Origin of the sequence: Stappia taiwanensis, assembly GCF_014635285.1 — a bacterium.
In the GTDB taxonomy this organism is placed as follows: Bacteria; Pseudomonadota; Alphaproteobacteria; order Rhizobiales; family Stappiaceae; genus Stappia; species Stappia taiwanensis.
Genome location: NZ_BMCR01000005.1, coordinates 214,668 through 230,330, shown reverse-complemented (window position 1 = coordinate 230,330; position 15,663 = coordinate 214,668). Strand labels below are relative to the sequence as shown.

Below are 15,663 nucleotides of genomic sequence, written 5' to 3'. Positions count from 1 at the left end.
TTTATCAGAAGAGGGCAGTGGGATGGAACATGTGATCATCGCCGGCGCGGGACAGGCCGGGGCCGGGGCGGCGCTCAAGCTGCGCGAGTTGGGCTTCGCCGGACGCATCACGCTTCTGGGGGCGGAAACCGTGCCGCCCTACGAGCGGCCGGAACTGTCGAAGGGCTATGCGCAAGGAGCGGTTCCGTTCGAAAAGCTGGTGGTGCTGACGCAAGAGGCCGCGCGCGCCGCCGATATCGACCTGCGGCTTGGCACGCACGTCGGGAGCCTGGATCGGGCGGCCCGGATCGTGCGCGCTGGCGGGGAAACGCTCGCCTACACCCATCTGGTGCTGGCCACGGGCGGACGGGCGCGCCGGCTGACACCTCCGGAGGGATGGCAGGCACCGCTTCTTGCCATCCGCGATGTGAGCGATGCGAACGCGCTTGCCACGGAACTGACCCGGGTCAGCGCGGGCCGGCGCCGGGCCGTCGTCATCGGCGGCGGCTGGCTCGGTCTTGAAGCTGCTGCAACCTGCCGGGCGGCCGGGTTCGAGGTGCATGTCGCGGAGATGTCGGAGCGGCTGTGTGCCCGGGTCGCCCCGCGCTGGTTGTCCGAACGACTTGCCACGATGCATCTGGACGCGGGAAACACGCTTCATCTTGGAGTGTCGCCGGCTTTGGCAGACGGGCGAAGCGTGCGCCTCGGCACGGATCTGGTTGAGGCGGATCTGGTGATCGCCGCCATCGGCATGCAGGCGAATGATGAGGTGGCGCGCGGCGCTGGCCTGGATTGCGAGGATGGTATTTTGGTGGATGCGCAGGGGCGCACCGCCGATCCCGCCGTTTTTGCTATTGGCGACTGCGCGCGTTATCGCCATCGCGGCAACATGCGGCGGGAATCCTGGCAAAATGCCAACCAGTCGGCGGCGGCTGTCGCCCACCTGATCCTTGGGCAGGAACCGCCGCAGGATGAGCCCGACTGGTTCTGGTCGACCCAATTCGGCCATGCCATCCAGATGCTGGGCGCTTGCGACGACGCCTTCGAGCAGGTGGAGCGGGCTGAGCCATCGGGCGCCGGCGTAACGCGCTTCTTTCTCGATCAGGGATGCCTGCGCGGGGTCATCGCCATCAATGCCAAGCGAACGCTCGGCATGGCCCGGCGGTTTGTCGCCTCGGGCGCGGCGATGGAGGCCGCTGACCTTGCCAATCCCGAAACGCCACTGAAGGACTGTATGGCCCGTCCGGCCGCCTGAGCGGAGCCTACCCCTACACCTTCTCCGCTGGGGTGTAGATACAGTCGGCGAGGGTGCTTTCGTCGAGCTCGGCGAGAAAAGCTGCCTCGGCTTTGGCCAGCCGCGCCTTCAGCCGGCAGCGCGGGGTGAGGGTGCAGAGGTTTCCCGCCGGGGCGAAACATTCCACCAGCACCTGATCCGCTTCCAGCAGGCGCACCACCTCGCCGAGGCGGATCTGATCGGCGGGCCGGGCCAGCATCGCCCCGCCGCCGCCGCCGCGCCGCGTGGCGATCAGCCCCGCGCCGGCCAGCACCGAGATCACCTTGGCCAGATGATGCCGGGACACGGCGAACTCCTCCGCCAGCTCTGCGGTGGAAAAGGCGCGGGTTGGTTCGCCGGCCAGGCGCATCAAGGCCCGGAGCCCAAAATCGGTGAAAGTGGTGAGACGCATCGCCACGGCCCTGAATTGGTATTTGCAATGCGCATTACATCGGTTTACAGCAAAAGGCAAATGTCGGGTGTCGGCAGGGCGTGTGGAATGTCCCTGATCGCGGCGCCCGGAAGTCGCTTTGGCAAGAGGTGGAACCATGGCCTCGACTGCGGAACAGATGCGTGCCTGGACCGGTCCGGCGCTGCTGACGTATGGCTTTCGTCCGTTTTTTCTGTTTGCCGGGCTGTGGGCGGGCCTGGCGATGGCGCTCTGGGTGCCGATGCTCGCCGGGCATCTTGAGCTGCCGACCGCCTTCGACCCGGTCTCCTGGCACGCCCATGAGCTGCTGTTCGGGTATCTTGGGGCGGTTGTCGCTGGCTTCCTGCTGACGGCGGTGCCCAACTGGACCGGGCGGCTGCCGATCGTCGGCTGGCCGCTGGCCGGGCTTGCGGGCCTGTGGCTGGCCGGCCGTCTTGCGGTGTTCTTCTCCGCCGCCCTGCCACCGCTCGCCGTGGCGCTCATTGATCTCTCCTGCCTGATCGTGCTGGCGGTGGTGATCGCGCGGGAGATCGTTGCCGGGCGCAACTGGCGCAACCTGATTGTTCTGGCGATGCTCTTGGTGCTGACCATCGGCAATGCCGTGTTTCACTGGGAGGCGGCAAACGGCGCCTATGCGGCGCAGGGGCTCGGCCTGCGCATTGGCCTGGCGGCGGGCATCATGATGATCACCGTGATCGGCGGGCGGATCGTTCCGTCCTTCACCCGCAACTGGCTGGTGCGGGAGGGCGACCCGGCGCGCCCCTCCGCGGTCGGACCGTTCGACAAGGCGGCGATCCTGTTGACCCTGTTCGTGCTCTGCGCCTGGGTGTTCATGCCGGAACGGGCGCTGACCGGCGGCGGGCTGATCCTGGCCGGGCTGGTGCAGGCCGTACGGCTCGGACGCTGGGCCGGGTGGCGCACCGGTACCGAACCGCTGGTGTGGATCCTGCACGTTGGCTACGGTTTCGTGCCGCTCGGCAGTCTGGCCATCGGCGTCTCGATCCTCCTTCCCGATTTGCTGCAATTGGCCGCCGCGCAGCATCTGTGGATGGCCGGTGCCATCGGCGTGATGACCGTCGCGGTGATGACGCGGGCGACCCTTGGCCACACCGGCCGCGCCCTGACCGCAGGCAAGGGGACGGGCGCGGTCTATCTGGCGCTGATCCTGTCGGTTTTCGGCCGGATGCTGGCTGGGTTTCTGCCCGATATGGCCTCCGGGCTCTATTCTCTCGCCGGCGGCTTGTGGCTTCTGGCCTTCCTCGGGTTTGTCGTCCTCTACGGGCCGCTTCTGCTGCTGCCCAAGCCGGTGCGCTGAGCCATGGGGTGGAGCGAATATACACTCGCCTTCGCGGCGTTCTTCCTGACCCACTCGGTGCCGCTGCGCCCGCCGGTCAAGCAGCGTCTCGTTGGCGTTCTGGGCGCGCGCGGTTTCACGCTCGCCTATTCGGCGCTGTCGCTCTTCGTGCTGGGCTGGTTGATCGAGGCGTCAAACCGCGCCCCTTACGTGGGGCTCTGGGACTGGGCGCCCTGGCAAAACCATGTGCCGCTGACCGTGATGGGCGCGGTCTGCCTGTTGCTGGCCCTGTCGCTCGGTCGGCCCAATCCGTTCTCCTTCGGCGGGGCGGGCAACGACAGGTTCGATCCGGCGCATCCCGGGCTGGTGCGCTGGATGCGCCATCCCCTGCTCGTGGCGTTGGCGCTCTGGGCGGGGGCGCATCTGGTGCCGAATGGCGATCTGGCGCATGTGCTGTTGTTCGGCACCTTTGCCGGCTTCGCGCTGCTGGGCATGTGGATCGTCGACCGGCGCCGGCGCCGGGAGATGGGCGCGCGGTGGGAGGCGTTGCTGGCCGAGGTTCGTGCCGGCCCCGTGGTGCCGGTGCCGCAGTCGGCCGCCGGACTGGCCTTGCGCTGCGGGCTGGCGCTCGGCGTCTATCTGCTGCTGCTGGCGGCCCATCCCTATCTGTTCGGTGTTTCGCCATTGCCGGTGTAGGAGCGCGCAGTCTGGGCATTTCTGCCGCCGCGCGAATGTGATACCCCGGGAGGGGAAGAGGTGACGAGATGACGATAGCCTATATCATGGCGCCCGGACGGGGAGACACCGATCAGGTGCTCGCGCGCTTTGCCGCCGCGCTTGTCGCGCGCGGCCTGAACTGCCACGGGGTGGTGCAGATCAACACCGACCGGGGCGAGGAACATCCCTGCGATATGGACGTGCAGGTGCTGCCCGATGGGGCGGTGTTTCGCATATCCCAGTCGCTGGGGCCGGAGGCGCGAGGTTGCCGGCTCGATCCGGATGCGCTGGAATGCGCCGTTGCCGAGGTCGCGTCGGGCTTCGACACGTCCGCCGATATCCTGGTTCTCAACAAGTTCGGCAAGCATGAGGCGGATGGGCGCGGCTTTCGCGATCTGATCGGCGAAGCGGTGTCCCACGACATTCCCGTCGCCGTCGCCGTCAACAGCATGAACGAGGCGGCCTTCCTGGAGTTCGCCAGTGGGCTTGCGGTCAAGGTTGCTCCGACCGTGGAGGCACTGGCCGCCTGGTTCCAGACCCTTGGCAAGGGGGCGGCGCACGACGCGCCAGCGGGGGGTACGCTCGCCCTTTGAGCGATCTGCCTGTTGGAAGGTTTCCGGTTCTTTCAGAGCCCGACCCGGGCGTCGCCGACGCAAATCGGCGTGCCGGCACCGTCGCGCACCATCAGCCGGACGATCAGCCGGAGTGGCGCCTCGGTCTCGATCTTGGCGACCCGCCCTTCGATGCGCAGGCCGCCGCCAACCGCCAGCGGCCTCAGGAAGCGGGTCTGCATCGTCTCGATCCGGCACTCGGGCCGCCAGCCGCGCAAGGCCGCTTCGAACTGTCCCATGATCAGCATGCCGTGAACAATGGTGCCCGGCAGTCCCGCCGCGCGGGCGGCATCCTCATCGAGATGGATCGGATTGCGGTCGCCGGAGGCGGCGGCATAGGCCGCCACCTGCTCGCCATCCAGCGCCGTCACCAGATATGTGGGCAGGGGGGCGCCAATGGCCGGCACGGGGAGAGGGGCGGAGGTTGCGGTCATGCGGACGGGGCCCCCTCGTGATCACGGCGATTTTCGAACAGGACGATTTCCGCCCGCAGCCGCTGGACTTCGGCGCCGTCCGTGTCCTGAAGGCGTGCCCGCACGACGATCCGGTCGGCGCGCTCCGGCACCTGGTGCCAGTCGATCACGGCCCGGTAGCGGCTGTCGGGCAAAAGCGGCGCGAAATACTCGAACTGCTGCGCCTGATGGACAAGCACGGCATCGCGATCCGCCGCGAGCCCCTCCAGCACGCGCAGCACTTCCGGCCGCGACAGCACGGTGAAGGCAAAGGTCGCCGGCACCCGCTGCGCGGGCTCGCTCGCCACCGCAGCGGGCTTGCCCGCCAGCGCCGCCGCGAAAGCGGCGACACTCTCGGACCGCGTCTCGAAATCGACGTCGGCGACGGGCTGCCAGTCGGTCATGTCCTCCACCTGAGCCATGGTGTCAGGCGTAGGCCTTCACCGCCAGGGTGGCATTGATGCCGCCAAAGGCGAAGGAGTTGCTGATCGCCGCGTTGATCGGATGCGGCCGGGCGGTGTTGGGCACCGGATCCAGCGTGCATTTCGGATCCGGCTCGAGCCAGTTGATGGTCGGCGGGGCCACGCCCGCGCGCAACGCGGAGATGGTGATCACCATTTCGATGGCACCGGCCGCACCAAGCGCGTGGCCGTGGATCGGCTTTGTCGAGGAAACGGGCAGGGCGTCGAGATGGTCGCCGAACACCTGACGCAGGGCCTGGGTCTCGGAAATGTCGTTGAGAACCGTGCCGGTGCCATGGGCGTTGACATAGCCGATGTCTTCCGGCGCAAGGTCGGCATCGGCCAGCGCGGCCTCCATCGAGGCGGCCGGACCCTCAACGGTCGGGCGCAGCAGGTCGCTGGCATCGCTGGTGGTGCCATAGCCGGCGATTTCCGCCAGCGGCGTTGCCCCGCGCGCTAGCGCGTGCTCCAGCTCCTCGATCATCAGGACGGCGGAGCCTTCGCCCAGCACCATGCCGTTGCGCTTTGCCGAGAACGGGCGGCAGGCTTCCGGCGCCATCACCCGCAGCACTTCCCAGGCGCGGAAGGTGGCGGGGGTGAGCAGCGCTTCGCTGCCGCCGACCAGCGCGGCATCGATGATGCCGGCACGAATCATCTGCAGGCCATAGCCGATCGACTGGGTGCCGGAGGCGCAGGCGCTGGAAATCGCCAGCGAGGGACCACGCGCGCCATAGCGCATGCTGACCTGGGAGGCGGCCGCGTTCGGCATCACCTTGGCGATGGTCATCAGGTCCGTGCGGCCCTTGCTGACATAAAAGCCGTAATGGCCATCGTCGTTGGTATTGGCACCACCAATGCCCGAGCCGATGATGACGCCGGTGCGCAGGCCGCGCGGCTCGTCAATATCGAGGCCGGCCTGTTCCAGCGCCTGGCGTGCGGCCAGAATGGCGAATTGCGCGAACCGGTCCGTGGTCTTCAGTTCCTGGGCGTTGAGAAACCCGGTCGGATCGAAATCGGGAATATGCGCGGCGCATTTGATACGCTGGGTGGGGAAGCGCTCAAGCTGCAGCTGCGAGACGCCGGAGCGACCTTCGCGGGCCGCCTCCCACAGGTCGTCGCAAGTCTTGCCCGCAGCCGTGATCGCACCCATGCCGGTCACGACAATGCGTCGATTGTGTTGTGTCACGCCGCATTGTCCTTCATGCGTTCCGCGAGGACCTTCAGGAAGTCCCCAACCGTTTGGGCGTCGGCAAGATCGCCATCTACCGGAATGTAGATGCCAAATTCCTCTTCGATCGCCATCAGGATGACGACCATATCTGCCGATTGGATGCCCAGTTCTTCGAACGTGGCTTCCAGTGTCAGCTTGTCACGCTCGACCATGCCTTCCGTTGCAACGAGGTCAAGGAGGCGGTCAAGCGTCTCGGGTTCAATCCCGTCGACCTTAAGTTTCATGTGGCTTGTCTGTCCCTATTGTCCTGACGTCATTCGGGCTGTCATAAGTCCTTGTCGGCATAGTATCCAGCAGGAAATGCACCGATAGCGCGCGCGAGGGGCTTCCTGCGTGCCTTCCTGACCTGCCGGTCTGCCGGGGGTGGCTTGTCACGCGGGGCGGCAATCCGGTAAGGACTGGCGATGCTGCCTGGTCCTCGGGTCTGATGACCTTTGTCGTCGATCTGGTGGGGCATGTGCGCGACGGGCATGGTCAAGGCAACCGGGGAAGGTCGAATGGGCTGGGAAACATGATGTCGCGCAGAGGGCTTGTTCTCGGCTTGGTGTTTAGTGCGCCGATCGTCGCCATTCCCCTTGTTCAGATACCGATGATGGTTTGGGCTCGTTGGGCTTTCTACCAGCGTCACCCCGACTACGTCCAGCATAGCGCTCCAACGATCAGCCGGGCAATTTCCGATCCGGTGATCGGCACGCCCTTTGCCGCGATGATCCTGGCGGTAACGACGATCATTGCGCTGGCGCTGGTGCCGATCGTCAACGGCTACCGGCTGGGAATCATGGCGCGCTACGGGGCGGGCGAGGAGCGTCGGCGCCGGTCGCTGATGCGCCTGCTGGTCATCGTTCTCATGGCTCAGCTCATCGGTAGTGGCGGCATGGTGCTGTGCACCCAGTACACCTTTGCCAACAATCACGATCTGCACATGCTGGGCAGCTATCTGTTCTTCCTCGGTCAGGGCACGGCAATCTTCCTGAGCGGGTATCTCGGCTCCCGGCTGGTCGATATGCCGGACGATGGCCTTCGGCCCCGGCTGGCGCTGCTACCCAGGATGAATGCGCTCAGGGTCCGGGCGGCGAAGATCATCACCCTGACCACGGTCCTTTATCTGGCGATGTTCGTGCTGAAGGGGCTGGTGCCCGATACGATCGAGTACACAGTCTACTACATCTACACGCTGCAGGAGATCGTCGCGATCTCGGCCTTCATCGTCTATTTCGCGCTGTTCGCGCCGGATCTTTTCGGGATCGGCCGCAGTCTTGGCGCGGCACGGTCGCCGCTGCCGGCGGGAGCCACCGGCTGAGACGGCGTCAGCGCTGCCGGTTCGTTTCGGCGTCTTCCACCAGGGCGCGCGTTCGGTCCTCGATCTCCTCCTGCAGGCGGGCGCGGAAGCTGTCCTGATCGAGGCCGGGCGGAATAGGGGGCAAGATGTCGATGACGATGCGTCCGGGAAAGCGCCACAGGCTGCGCCGGGGCCAGAACACGCCGGAATTGAGCGCGATCGGTACGCAGGGAACCTTGAGGCTGCGATAGAGCGCGGACAGCCCGGCCTTGTAGTTGGGCGGCGCCAGCGGCGCGCTGCGGGTGCCTTCGGGAAAGATCACCACCTGGCGACCGTCGGCCAGCCGCTCGCGCGCATCGCGCACCATGGTCATCAGGGCGGAGGCGCCGGCGGCACGGTTGATGCTGATATGTCCAAGCCGCCACATGGTCCAGCCAGCGAGAGGGATGAGCGTCAGCTCCCGTTTGAGGACAATGGCCGGATCGTCGAGGATGACCTGCAGCGCCAGCGTCTCGAAGGCCGACTGGTGCTTGGAGGCAACCAGACAGCCGCCCTGAGGCAGGTTCTCAAGGCCGCGCACCTCATAGCCCAGACCGGTGATGACGCGCAGCAGCCACAGCCAGAAGCGAAGTACCTGACGGACGATCGCCAGGCAGGCACGCCGTGGCATGACCAGGAGTGGGGTCAGCACCGACAGCAGCACCAGCGAGGCGAGCACGAGCAAAAGGAACGCCAGAGACCGCAGAACCACCAGCGGTCCGGCGCGCAACGGGCGGAACGGCCTCGGGGGCATGTGATTAGATCCGGCGGGCGTCACGCGCGCCCCTTCCGCAGGAGGAGAGGGATCATGCGCGCGGACCGATGGTCAGGGAAATGTCGGTGATGCCCTCGATGCCGCCTTCGATCTTGTCGCCGGGCTGCAGCGGACCGACGCCAGCCGGCGTGCCGGTGAGGATCAGATCGCCCGGTTCGAGGCGCACCGCGCGGCTGCAGATGGCGACGATATCGGCGACCGGCCAGATCTGGTCGGCCAGATCCCCCTCCTGGCGCAGCTCGCCATTGACCTTGAGCCAGATGCGCCCCGAAACCGGATGTCCGATCCGGCTGGCGGGGATCAGCGGTGCGCAAGGGGCGGACTGGTCGAACCCCTTGGCCCAGTCCCAGGGGCGACCGAGTTTCTTGGCTTGGGCCTGCAAATCGCGGCGGGTGAGGTCGAGGCCGGCGCCATAGCCCCAGATATGATCGGTGGCCGCAGCCGGGTCGATGTCACTGCCGCCGACGCCGATGGCGACGACAAGCTCCATCTCGTGATGCAGATCTTCCGTCAGCGGCGGATAGGGCACCGTGCCGCCGGCGTCGCAGACCGCATCCGCCGGCTTTGAAAAGAAGAACGGAGGTTCGCGATCCGGGTCGTTCCCCATTTCCCGGGCATGGGCCGCATAGTTGCGGCCAACGCAATACACCCGGCGCAGGGGGAAACGTTCGGTGCTTCCCTCAATGGCAAGGCTCGGCTGGCGGGGGGGAGCGATCACGAACTGAGCCATGGGAGATGTCCTTGTTTCAAGGGGGCGGGGGGCGCGACGGGACCGGGCCCGAGTCGTGCGGAAATAGGATCGGTTGCATTACTAGGGGAAGCCCGCGCGCCGGTCCAGCGGCGGCGGTTGGCCTGTCCGCAGGGCGTCTTGCCGCCTTTCGGGTATTTTGTTGCGGCGTCGGGCGAATTCAGCGTTGTCCGGCGCCTTTCGCAGTGCAACACTGTCACCGGAGGCGATGACATGAGTGGCAGAATTCTTTCGGTGGCGCAGCAGAAGGGCGGGTCGGGCAAGACCACGCTGGCCGCGCATCTGGCTGTGGCCCTGGCGCAGAGCGGCGCCTTTCCGGTGGCGCTCGTCGATGTGGATCCGCAAGGCTCGCTCGGCACCTGGTTTGAAGCGCGTGAGCAGGCGTTTGGCGAGCGCGAAACCGGTCTGACCTTCCGCACCTCCAGCGGTTGGGGCGCGCGGCGCGAGGCGCGGTCGCTGGCGCGTGATCATGGGCTGGTGATCATCGACACGCCTCCGAAGACCGACTCGGATGTGCGCCCGGCCATCGAGGCGGCCGATCTGGTGATGATCCCGGTGCAGCCGACCCAGGTGGACCTGTGGGCCACCGGTCAGACGGTCGAGATCGCCGCGCGCGAGAGAACCGCGTCGATGGTGGTGCTCAACCGGGTGCCGCCCCGCGCCGCGCTGACGGCGGAAATCCTGGAGGAGATCGCCGGAAACGGCTTCCAGGTCTGTGACGCGCGGCTGGGCAACCGTACCGCCTTCGCCGCCTCCATGGGGATGGGCAAGACGGTGCTTGAGACCGACGCGCGCGGCAAGGGAGCGGAGGAAGCCCGCCATCTGGCGGCGGAAATCGCCAAGGCACTGAACCTCGGCTGACCGGCCGCAAGGCCGCGCCCGCTGCGTGGGAAGCCCGGCCCGTCGTTACGCCAGCCCCAGCACTTCCAGCACATCGGCGCCAGTGGCATTGCGCGGCAGCGCAAAGAAGTCGCCGCTATGGGTCAGACTGGCTTCCAGCATCCGGTCGTAGCGCGGCTTGGGCACCTCGATGACGCCGAACTGGGCAAGATGCTCGGTGACGAACTGGGTGTCGAGCAGGGTGAAATGACCGGCAACCAGCCGGGCGATGAGGTGGGCCAGCGCCACCTTGGAGGCATCCCGCTCAAAGGCGAACATGCTTTCGCCGAAAAACGCCGCGCCGAGGCAGACGCCGTAGAGCCCGCCGACGAGCCGGCCCTCGCGCCAGGCTTCCACCGTGTGGCAATAGCCCATGTCGAACAGCGCGCCATAGAGCCGGCGGATCTCGCTGTTGATCCAGGTCTTGCGCCGCCCCGGCATGGGGGCGGCACAGCCGTCGATGATGCCCTCGAAATCGGTGTTGATCCGGATCTCGAACGCGTCCTGGCGGAGGGTGCGGCGCAGCCGCTTGGGGATGTGCCAGCTATCCAGTGGCAACACCCCCCGATGCTCCGGCTCGATCCAGAACAGATTGGGATCATCCGCCGATTCCGCCATGGGGAAGATCCCGCAGGCATAGGCCTTCAGCAAAACCTGCGGGGTGATCTCCAGAGCGTCGTTCTTGTTAGCCGCCATGTGCTTTCGTCCCGGAGTGCAGCGTCTCCGGTCCGCAACCGATCAGGATCGTCGATCCGGATCAGTCCTCGCCGGCCGCTGCCAGGTATTTTTCCAGCCAATGGATATCATACATGCCATTGGCGATATCCTGATTGTCGACCAGATCGCGGAACAACGGAATGGTCGATTCGATTCCGTCGACCACGAATTCATCGAGGCAACGGCGCAGCCGCATCAGGCATTCCACCCGATTGCGGCCATGGACAATCAGCTTGCCGATCAGGCTGTCATAATACGGCGGGATCCGGTAGCCCTGATAGACACCGGAATCGACCCGCACACCGAGCCCACCCGGCGGGTGGTAATAGGTGATCTGTCCCGGCGAGGGCACGAAGCTGCGCGGGTTTTCCGCGTTGATGCGGCATTCGATGGCATGGCCCTCGAACAGCACATCTTCCTGACGTATGGTCAGCTTGGCACCGGAGGCGATGCGGATCTGCTCGTTGACGAGATCGATGCCGGTGATCATCTCCGTCACCGGATGTTCCACCTGAAGGCGGGTGTTCATCTCGATGAAGTAGAACTCGCCGTTCTCATAGAGGAACTCGATGGTGCCGACGCCCCGGTACTTGAGCTTGCGCATGGCATCGGCGACGATCTCGCCGATTTCGGTGCGCTGGCTGGCATTGAGGGCCGGGGAGGGTGCCTCTTCCCACACCTTCTGGTGCCGGCGCTGCAAGGAGCAGTCGCGCTCGCCCAGATGGATGGCGTTGCCCTGGCCGTCGCCCAGCACCTGAATTTCGATGTGGCGCGGCTTGCCCAGGTACTTTTCCATGTAAAGGGCGTCGTCGCCGAAGGCGGCCTTGGCTTCGGCCCGGGCGGTCGACAGAGCCCGGTCGAGGTCCTTTTCGGTCTCGGCGACCTTCATGCCGCGCCCGCCGCCACCGGCAGCGGCCTTGACCAGCACCGGATAGCCGATTTCGCGGGCGATGGCATGGGCGTCGTCCGAGGGAGTGACGGCGCCGTCGGAGCCGGGAACCACCGGAATGCCGAGCCGCTGGGCGGTCAGCTTCGCCTCGATCTTGTCGCCCATGATGCGGATATGATCGGCGGTGGGGCCGATGAAGGCGATGTTATGCGCCTCCAGGATGTCCGCGAACCGGGCATTCTCCGACAGGAAGCCATAGCCGGGATGGACCGCGTCGGCACCGGTGATCTCACAGGCCGCCAGAAGTTGCGGGATGTTGAGATAGCTGTCGGTGGCCGAGGCCGGGCCGATGCACACGCTTTCGTCGGCAAGGCGCACATGCATGGCATTGGCGTCGGCGGTGGAGTGCACCGCCACGGTCTGGATGCCCAGTTCCTTGCACGCGCGCAGAACCCGCAGGGCGATTTCGCCACGATTCGCGATCAGGATCTTGGAAAACATCGATTCAACCCCCGTCATTCAAGAATGACGAGGGGCTCGCCATACTCCACCGGCTGCCCGTCCTCGACGAGCACAGCGGTCACCCGGCCGGCCTGCGGCGCCGGGATGTGGTTCATGGTCTTCATCGCCTCGATGATCATCAGCGTGTCACCGGCTGCGACCGTGTCGCCGACCTCGACGAAATTGCGCGCGCCCGGCTCCGGAGCCCGGTAGGCGGTGCCGACCATCGGCGAGGGGACCGCGCCGGGGTGACCGGACGGGTCGGCCGCAGCCGCTGCGGCCGCCGGCTGGGCGGGAGCTGCCGCCTCGGCGCGCGGTGCGGCGTGCACCGGGGCTTCGATGGTGATCTGACGGGCGACCCGGACGCGGAAATCGTCGCGCTCCAGTTCGATCTCGGTCAGCTTGGTTTCGTCGAGCAGCTCCGCGAGCTGGCGGATCAGATCCTGATCGAGCTTCTGCTTCTTGTCTGACATTGTCTTTTCTTGTTGGGCTCCGGTCGCGGATCAGGGCCTGATAACGGTGGAAAGGGCTTCGAGCGCGAGCCGATATCCGGTCGCGCCGAAGCCGCAGATCACACCGAGGGCCACCGGCGACACATAGGAATGGTGCCGAAATGCTTCCCTGGCGAACACGTTCGACAGGTGCACCTCGACGGTGGGAATTTCGACGGCACGAATGGCATCGTGGATCGCCACGGAGGTATGGGTGAAAGCCGCCGGGTTGAGCACCAGGCCCTGGGCCAGGTCGCCGGCTTCCTGAATCCAGTCCACCAGCAGCCCTTCATGATTGGACTGCCGGAACTCGATCTCCAGATTGAGATCCTCGCCGACATCACGGCACAGTCCCTCGATGTCGCCAAGCGTCGTGCTGCCGTAGGTTTCCGGTTCACGGGTGCCGAGGCGATTGAGGTTGGGACCATTGAGGATATAGATGGAGGCGGACATTCATTCCCCGCTAAGGGCGGCGCGACATCGATCATGCGCGCTCATCACACCGCCCCTTATATGCATTTGCCCCGGGGAGGAAAAGGGGAAACCGGACCGGGAGCATCAACAACTCCCGATCGGCTCTTCAGGCGACATGGGGCTCAGCAGGTGCTCTCGTCGCAGTTGCGCGCGGCCGAGATCTTTTCCTTCAGCTCGTCATAGCCGACGGCGCCCATGATGACGTCCTTGCCGACCACATAGGATGGGGTGCCGGTCAGGCCGAGCCGGTTGGCCAGCATGTAGACCTCTTCCACCGTGGCGCCGACTTCCTTGTTGTTCATCGCCGCTTCCACCTTGGCGATGTCGAGGCCGGCCTTCTTGGCCGCGTCGAGGGCGCGGGCGCGGTTGGCCTGGCCCCGGCCGCCCATCAGCACCTTGTGGAAGTCCAGATACTTGGAGGAATCGACCGCCGCCACCGCGATGGCGACCTGTGCCGCTTCCACCGAGCCCTGTCCGAGCACCGGGAATTCCTTCAGCACGATGCGCAGGTTCTTGTCCTCATCGAGGAGGCGCAGCATGTCGTCCATGGCCCGCTTGCAGTAGCCGCAGTTGTAGTCGAAGAACTCCACCAAGGTGACGTCGCCGTCCGGATTGCCGATTTCCACCTGGCGGGTGGAGTTGAACAAGACGTCGGAAACGGTGTTGAGGGCATCGGCCCGGGCCTTGTTCGCCGCCGCGACCTCGCGCCGCTCCAGTTCCTTGATCGCATCGCGGATCACTTCCGGATTGGCGAGAAGGTATTCGCGCACGATGGTTTCCACATCGGTGCGGGCGAGCGGCTCCTCCGCGAGCGCCGGGGCCGGCAGGGCGGGGAGGGTGACGGCCAGCGCCAGCGTGGCGGTCTGCAGCAGTTTCTTCATCTTTGTCTCCAGGCGGGTGGGAGCACCCGTATGCGCCAACAGGCGCGGAATTGCGAGAGGACTTCTTTGGTGTGCCGGGCGGGGTCAGGACCGTCCCGGCAGTTTCGGTGGTTTGTAGGACACGATATCGTCGGCTTGCAGCCAGGCGGGCGTGCCGCGCTTCAACTTTTTCCGGGCGCGAGTGGCGTAGCGCTTGGCGCCGCGGAAGTCACCCCGGGCCATCAGGCCGCGGGCGGTGGCAAGGTCGGCCTCGGCGGTTTCGCCCTGTCGCCCGTGGGCGATGGCGAGCTGGGAATAGCCGATCGGCGAATTCGGGTCGATCCGCAGACCTGCCTTCAGGATCTTTTCCGCCTCGCCCAGGCGGGCCTTGTCGTTGGAAGCGACCAGGGCAAAGCCGAGCCAGATCATGAACTGGGCCTCGCGTGGGCGCAGCGACAGTGCCTTGCGGAAGGGGGCGATCGCGGCCTTCGGATTGCCGGATTCCAGCAGCGCCTGCCCCTTCAGCTCATAAAAATAAGGATTGTCCGGCTGCCGCGAGATCAGCGCGTCGATCATCTTGACGCTGGTGCGGCGGCTCCTGGTGCGCATCGACACCACCGCCCGGGCGTACTCGGCCGCCAGCGACCGGTCGGACGAGGGGTAGGCGCGGGCCACCACATTCGGGTGGCTGGTGAAGGCCAGCAGCTTGGCGCGGACCATGTCGTGACGCGCCTGAAGGGCGGTGGGCGCCGGCTTGTTGTAGTAGCGGCTGCGTTTGGCGAGGGTTTCCAGCGCGTTGAGGCGCTCGCGCGGCATCGGGTGGCTCTGGGCGTAGGGGTCGGTGTATTTCGCCGAGAAAAGCGCCTGGTCGGCGAAGCGGGAGAAGGTCTTCAGCATCCCCTTGGCCGATTGGCCGGTCTTTTCCAGGAAGGTGATGGCGGCCCGGTCGGCCACCGATTCCTCGCCGCGCCGGTAGGCAAGCAGCGTCCGCTGGGCAAGGCCGGCTCCGGCGGTCAGCGCGCCGGCGCCCCCTTGCACGGCGCTGCTGGAGCCGGCCGAGGCGCCGGCCGCGACCGCGCCGGCCCCGAGCAGGATACCGAGGGCGGCCATCAATTGGGCGTTGGCCAGCGCCTGACGCATGCGCACCAGATGATTGCCGGTGATGTGCCCGGTCTCATGCGCCAGCACGCCGATCACCTCGCCCGGGGTTTCCGCGTCGAGGATCACGCCGATGTTGATGAAGATGCGCCGGGCGTCGGCGACAAAGGCGTTGAAGTCGGTCTTGTTGACCAGGATGATATCGACCTGCGAGCGGGCGATGCCGGCAACATCGAAGATCGGCGCGGCATAGTCGCGCATCAACGCCTCGGTCTCCGCATCGCGGACCAGCGGCAGGGAGCGCTGCGCGGCTGCGGGGGGAATGGTGGCTGTGAGCGCCATCACGCCTGCCGTGGCAAGAGCGAGGAGCCGCCGCGCTCGGGTGCGCCGGGGGTGCGTTTCGGCCGCCGATGCGGCTGGGCGATGGGTCATGGCAGCGCCTTGTCGTCTCGATCGTTTTGATAG

The 15,663-nt window shown here is 66.3% G+C and carries 19 protein-coding genes; 6 read left to right on the top strand and 13 right to left on the bottom strand.

Translation table 11 applies throughout. The annotated features are described in order from the left end of the window. Positions 1-22: 22 nt before the first annotated feature. Positions 23-1,234 carry an NAD(P)/FAD-dependent oxidoreductase gene (locus IEV83_RS13660; protein WP_181759800.1) on the top strand — a complete coding sequence of 404 codons (1,212 nt, stop codon included), beginning with the start codon at positions 23-25 and terminating at the stop codon, positions 1,232-1,234. Between the two features lie 13 nt (positions 1,235-1,247). Here IEV83_RS13660 and IEV83_RS13655 read toward each other — a convergent pair whose 3' ends face one another. After that, positions 1,248-1,664: an Rrf2 family transcriptional regulator gene (locus tag IEV83_RS13655; protein WP_181759801.1), complete on the bottom strand. Its 417-nt coding sequence runs from the start codon at positions 1,662-1,664 to the stop codon at positions 1,248-1,250. A gap of 136 nt (positions 1,665-1,800) precedes the next feature. Here IEV83_RS13655 and IEV83_RS13650 point away from each other — a divergent pair, with 136 nt between their 5' ends. From IEV83_RS13650 to IEV83_RS13640, 3 genes are all read left to right on the top strand, one after another. Further along, positions 1,801-2,997, top strand: a complete 1,197-nt coding sequence (locus IEV83_RS13650) for an NnrS family protein (protein WP_181759802.1) — start codon at positions 1,801-1,803, stop codon at positions 2,995-2,997. Between the two features lie 3 nt (positions 2,998-3,000). Then, on the top strand, positions 3,001-3,672 hold the full coding sequence (locus tag IEV83_RS13645) for an NnrU family protein (protein WP_181759803.1): 672 nt from the start codon (positions 3,001-3,003) through the stop codon (positions 3,670-3,672). A gap of 68 nt (positions 3,673-3,740) precedes the next feature. Beyond that, a complete protein-coding gene (locus tag IEV83_RS13640; protein ID WP_181759804.1) occupies positions 3,741-4,286 on the top strand; it encodes a DUF2478 domain-containing protein in 546 nt (181 codons plus the stop codon). A gap of 32 nt (positions 4,287-4,318) precedes the next feature. Here the strand turns inward: IEV83_RS13640 and IEV83_RS13635 are convergent, their stop codons facing one another. From IEV83_RS13635 to IEV83_RS13620, 4 genes are read right to left on the bottom strand one after another with little or no spacing between them, the layout of a single operon-like run. Beyond that, positions 4,319-4,738, bottom strand: coding sequence for a MaoC family dehydratase (locus tag IEV83_RS13635; protein WP_181759805.1), 420 nt, complete (start codon positions 4,736-4,738; stop codon positions 4,319-4,321). Next, positions 4,735-5,160 (bottom strand): hypothetical protein, encoded by a 426-nt coding sequence (locus IEV83_RS13630; protein WP_181759806.1) that lies wholly within the window; start codon positions 5,158-5,160, stop codon positions 4,735-4,737. The genes IEV83_RS13635 and IEV83_RS13630 overlap by 4 nt, the downstream gene beginning before the upstream one ends. A gap of 22 nt (positions 5,161-5,182) precedes the next feature. Continuing rightward, positions 5,183-6,403, bottom strand: coding sequence for a beta-ketoacyl-[acyl-carrier-protein] synthase family protein (locus IEV83_RS13625; RefSeq protein ID WP_280514000.1), 1,221 nt, complete (start codon positions 6,401-6,403; stop codon positions 5,183-5,185). After that, positions 6,400-6,672 (bottom strand): phosphopantetheine-binding protein, encoded by a 273-nt coding sequence (locus IEV83_RS13620; protein ID WP_181759807.1) that lies wholly within the window; start codon positions 6,670-6,672, stop codon positions 6,400-6,402. Before IEV83_RS13620 ends, IEV83_RS13625 begins: the two co-directional genes overlap by 4 nt. A gap of 368 nt (positions 6,673-7,040) precedes the next feature. On the opposite strand from IEV83_RS13620, the gene IEV83_RS13615 reads away from it, so the two are divergent. After that, the gene (locus IEV83_RS13615) at positions 7,041-7,748 is read left to right on the top strand and encodes a hypothetical protein (RefSeq protein WP_181759808.1); all 708 of its coding nucleotides are present in this window, start codon (positions 7,041-7,043) and stop codon (positions 7,746-7,748) included. A gap of 7 nt (positions 7,749-7,755) precedes the next feature. Here IEV83_RS13615 and IEV83_RS13610 read toward each other — a convergent pair whose 3' ends face one another. Continuing rightward, positions 7,756-8,520, bottom strand: coding sequence for a lysophospholipid acyltransferase family protein (locus tag IEV83_RS13610; protein WP_181759809.1), 765 nt, complete (start codon positions 8,518-8,520; stop codon positions 7,756-7,758). Positions 8,521-8,572: 52 nt separating this feature from the next. After that, positions 8,573-9,271, bottom strand: coding sequence for a fumarylacetoacetate hydrolase family protein (locus IEV83_RS13605; protein WP_181759810.1), 699 nt, complete (start codon positions 9,269-9,271; stop codon positions 8,573-8,575). Between the two features lie 231 nt (positions 9,272-9,502). On the opposite strand from IEV83_RS13605, the gene parA reads away from it, so the two are divergent. Next, a complete protein-coding gene (gene parA / locus IEV83_RS13600) occupies positions 9,503-10,150 on the top strand; it encodes a ParA family partition ATPase (protein WP_181759811.1) in 648 nt (215 codons plus the stop codon). 45 nt (positions 10,151-10,195) lie between these two features. Here the strand turns inward: parA and aat are convergent, their stop codons facing one another. The 6 genes from aat to IEV83_RS13570 form a co-directional block, all read right to left on the bottom strand. Then, entirely contained in the window at positions 10,196-10,864 is a 669-nt protein-coding gene (aat, locus tag IEV83_RS13595) for a leucyl/phenylalanyl-tRNA--protein transferase (RefSeq protein WP_181759812.1), read from the bottom strand. Positions 10,865-10,925: 61 nt separating this feature from the next. After that, entirely contained in the window at positions 10,926-12,275 is a 1,350-nt protein-coding gene (gene accC / locus IEV83_RS13590; RefSeq protein ID WP_181759813.1) for an acetyl-CoA carboxylase biotin carboxylase subunit, read from the bottom strand. A 14-nt stretch (positions 12,276-12,289) separates the two neighbouring features. Further along, a complete protein-coding gene (gene accB / locus IEV83_RS13585; RefSeq protein ID WP_181759814.1) occupies positions 12,290-12,748 on the bottom strand; it encodes an acetyl-CoA carboxylase biotin carboxyl carrier protein in 459 nt (152 codons plus the stop codon). A 30-nt stretch (positions 12,749-12,778) separates the two neighbouring features. Further along, a complete protein-coding gene (gene aroQ / locus IEV83_RS13580) occupies positions 12,779-13,219 on the bottom strand; it encodes a type II 3-dehydroquinate dehydratase (protein ID WP_181759815.1) in 441 nt (146 codons plus the stop codon). A gap of 143 nt (positions 13,220-13,362) precedes the next feature. Next, positions 13,363-14,121 (bottom strand): DsbA family protein, encoded by a 759-nt coding sequence (locus IEV83_RS13575; protein WP_181759816.1) that lies wholly within the window; start codon positions 14,119-14,121, stop codon positions 13,363-13,365. A gap of 84 nt (positions 14,122-14,205) precedes the next feature. Then, the gene (locus IEV83_RS13570; RefSeq protein ID WP_244628190.1) at positions 14,206-15,540 is read right to left on the bottom strand and encodes a M48 family metalloprotease; all 1,335 of its coding nucleotides are present in this window, start codon (positions 15,538-15,540) and stop codon (positions 14,206-14,208) included. Between the last annotated feature and the right edge of the window lie 123 nt (positions 15,541-15,663).

What these genes read in the sequence shown, in the direction of transcription:
- IEV83_RS13575 (WP_181759816.1), bottom strand. Translation starts at nt 14,121, where the DNA reads ATGAAGAAACTGCTGCAGACCGCCACGCTGGCGCTGGCCGTCACCCTC.
- IEV83_RS13635 (WP_181759805.1), bottom strand. Translation starts at nt 4,738, where the DNA reads ATGACCGCAACCTCCGCCCCTCTCCCCGTGCCGGCCATTGGCGCCCCC.
- aroQ (WP_181759815.1), bottom strand. Translation starts at nt 13,219, where the DNA reads ATGTCCGCCTCCATCTATATCCTCAATGGTCCCAACCTCAATCGCCTC.
- IEV83_RS13570 (WP_244628190.1), bottom strand. Translation starts at nt 15,540, where the DNA reads ATGGCGCTCACAGCCACCATTCCCCCCGCAGCCGCGCAGCGCTCCCTG.
- IEV83_RS13640 (WP_181759804.1), top strand. Translation starts at nt 3,741, where the DNA reads ATGACGATAGCCTATATCATGGCGCCCGGACGGGGAGACACCGATCAG.
- IEV83_RS13620 (WP_181759807.1), bottom strand. Translation starts at nt 6,672, where the DNA reads ATGAAACTTAAGGTCGACGGGATTGAACCCGAGACGCTTGACCGCCTC.
- IEV83_RS13615 (WP_181759808.1), top strand. Translation starts at nt 7,041, where the DNA reads ATGGTTTGGGCTCGTTGGGCTTTCTACCAGCGTCACCCCGACTACGTC.
- IEV83_RS13610 (WP_181759809.1), bottom strand. Translation starts at nt 8,520, where the DNA reads ATGCCCCCGAGGCCGTTCCGCCCGTTGCGCGCCGGACCGCTGGTGGTT.
- accB (WP_181759814.1), bottom strand. Translation starts at nt 12,748, where the DNA reads ATGTCAGACAAGAAGCAGAAGCTCGATCAGGATCTGATCCGCCAGCTC.
- IEV83_RS13605 (WP_181759810.1), bottom strand. Translation starts at nt 9,271, where the DNA reads ATGGCTCAGTTCGTGATCGCTCCCCCCCGCCAGCCGAGCCTTGCCATT.
- accC (WP_181759813.1), bottom strand. Translation starts at nt 12,275, where the DNA reads ATGTTTTCCAAGATCCTGATCGCGAATCGTGGCGAAATCGCCCTGCGG.
- parA (WP_181759811.1), top strand. Translation starts at nt 9,503, where the DNA reads ATGAGTGGCAGAATTCTTTCGGTGGCGCAGCAGAAGGGCGGGTCGGGC.
- IEV83_RS13630 (WP_181759806.1), bottom strand. Translation starts at nt 5,160, where the DNA reads ATGACCGACTGGCAGCCCGTCGCCGACGTCGATTTCGAGACGCGGTCC.
- IEV83_RS13645 (WP_181759803.1), top strand. Translation starts at nt 3,001, where the DNA reads ATGGGGTGGAGCGAATATACACTCGCCTTCGCGGCGTTCTTCCTGACC.
- aat (WP_181759812.1), bottom strand. Translation starts at nt 10,864, where the DNA reads ATGGCGGCTAACAAGAACGACGCTCTGGAGATCACCCCGCAGGTTTTG.
- IEV83_RS13660 (WP_181759800.1), top strand. Translation starts at nt 23, where the DNA reads ATGGAACATGTGATCATCGCCGGCGCGGGACAGGCCGGGGCCGGGGCG.
- IEV83_RS13655 (WP_181759801.1), bottom strand. Translation starts at nt 1,664, where the DNA reads ATGCGTCTCACCACTTTCACCGATTTTGGGCTCCGGGCCTTGATGCGC.
- IEV83_RS13650 (WP_181759802.1), top strand. Translation starts at nt 1,801, where the DNA reads ATGGCCTCGACTGCGGAACAGATGCGTGCCTGGACCGGTCCGGCGCTG.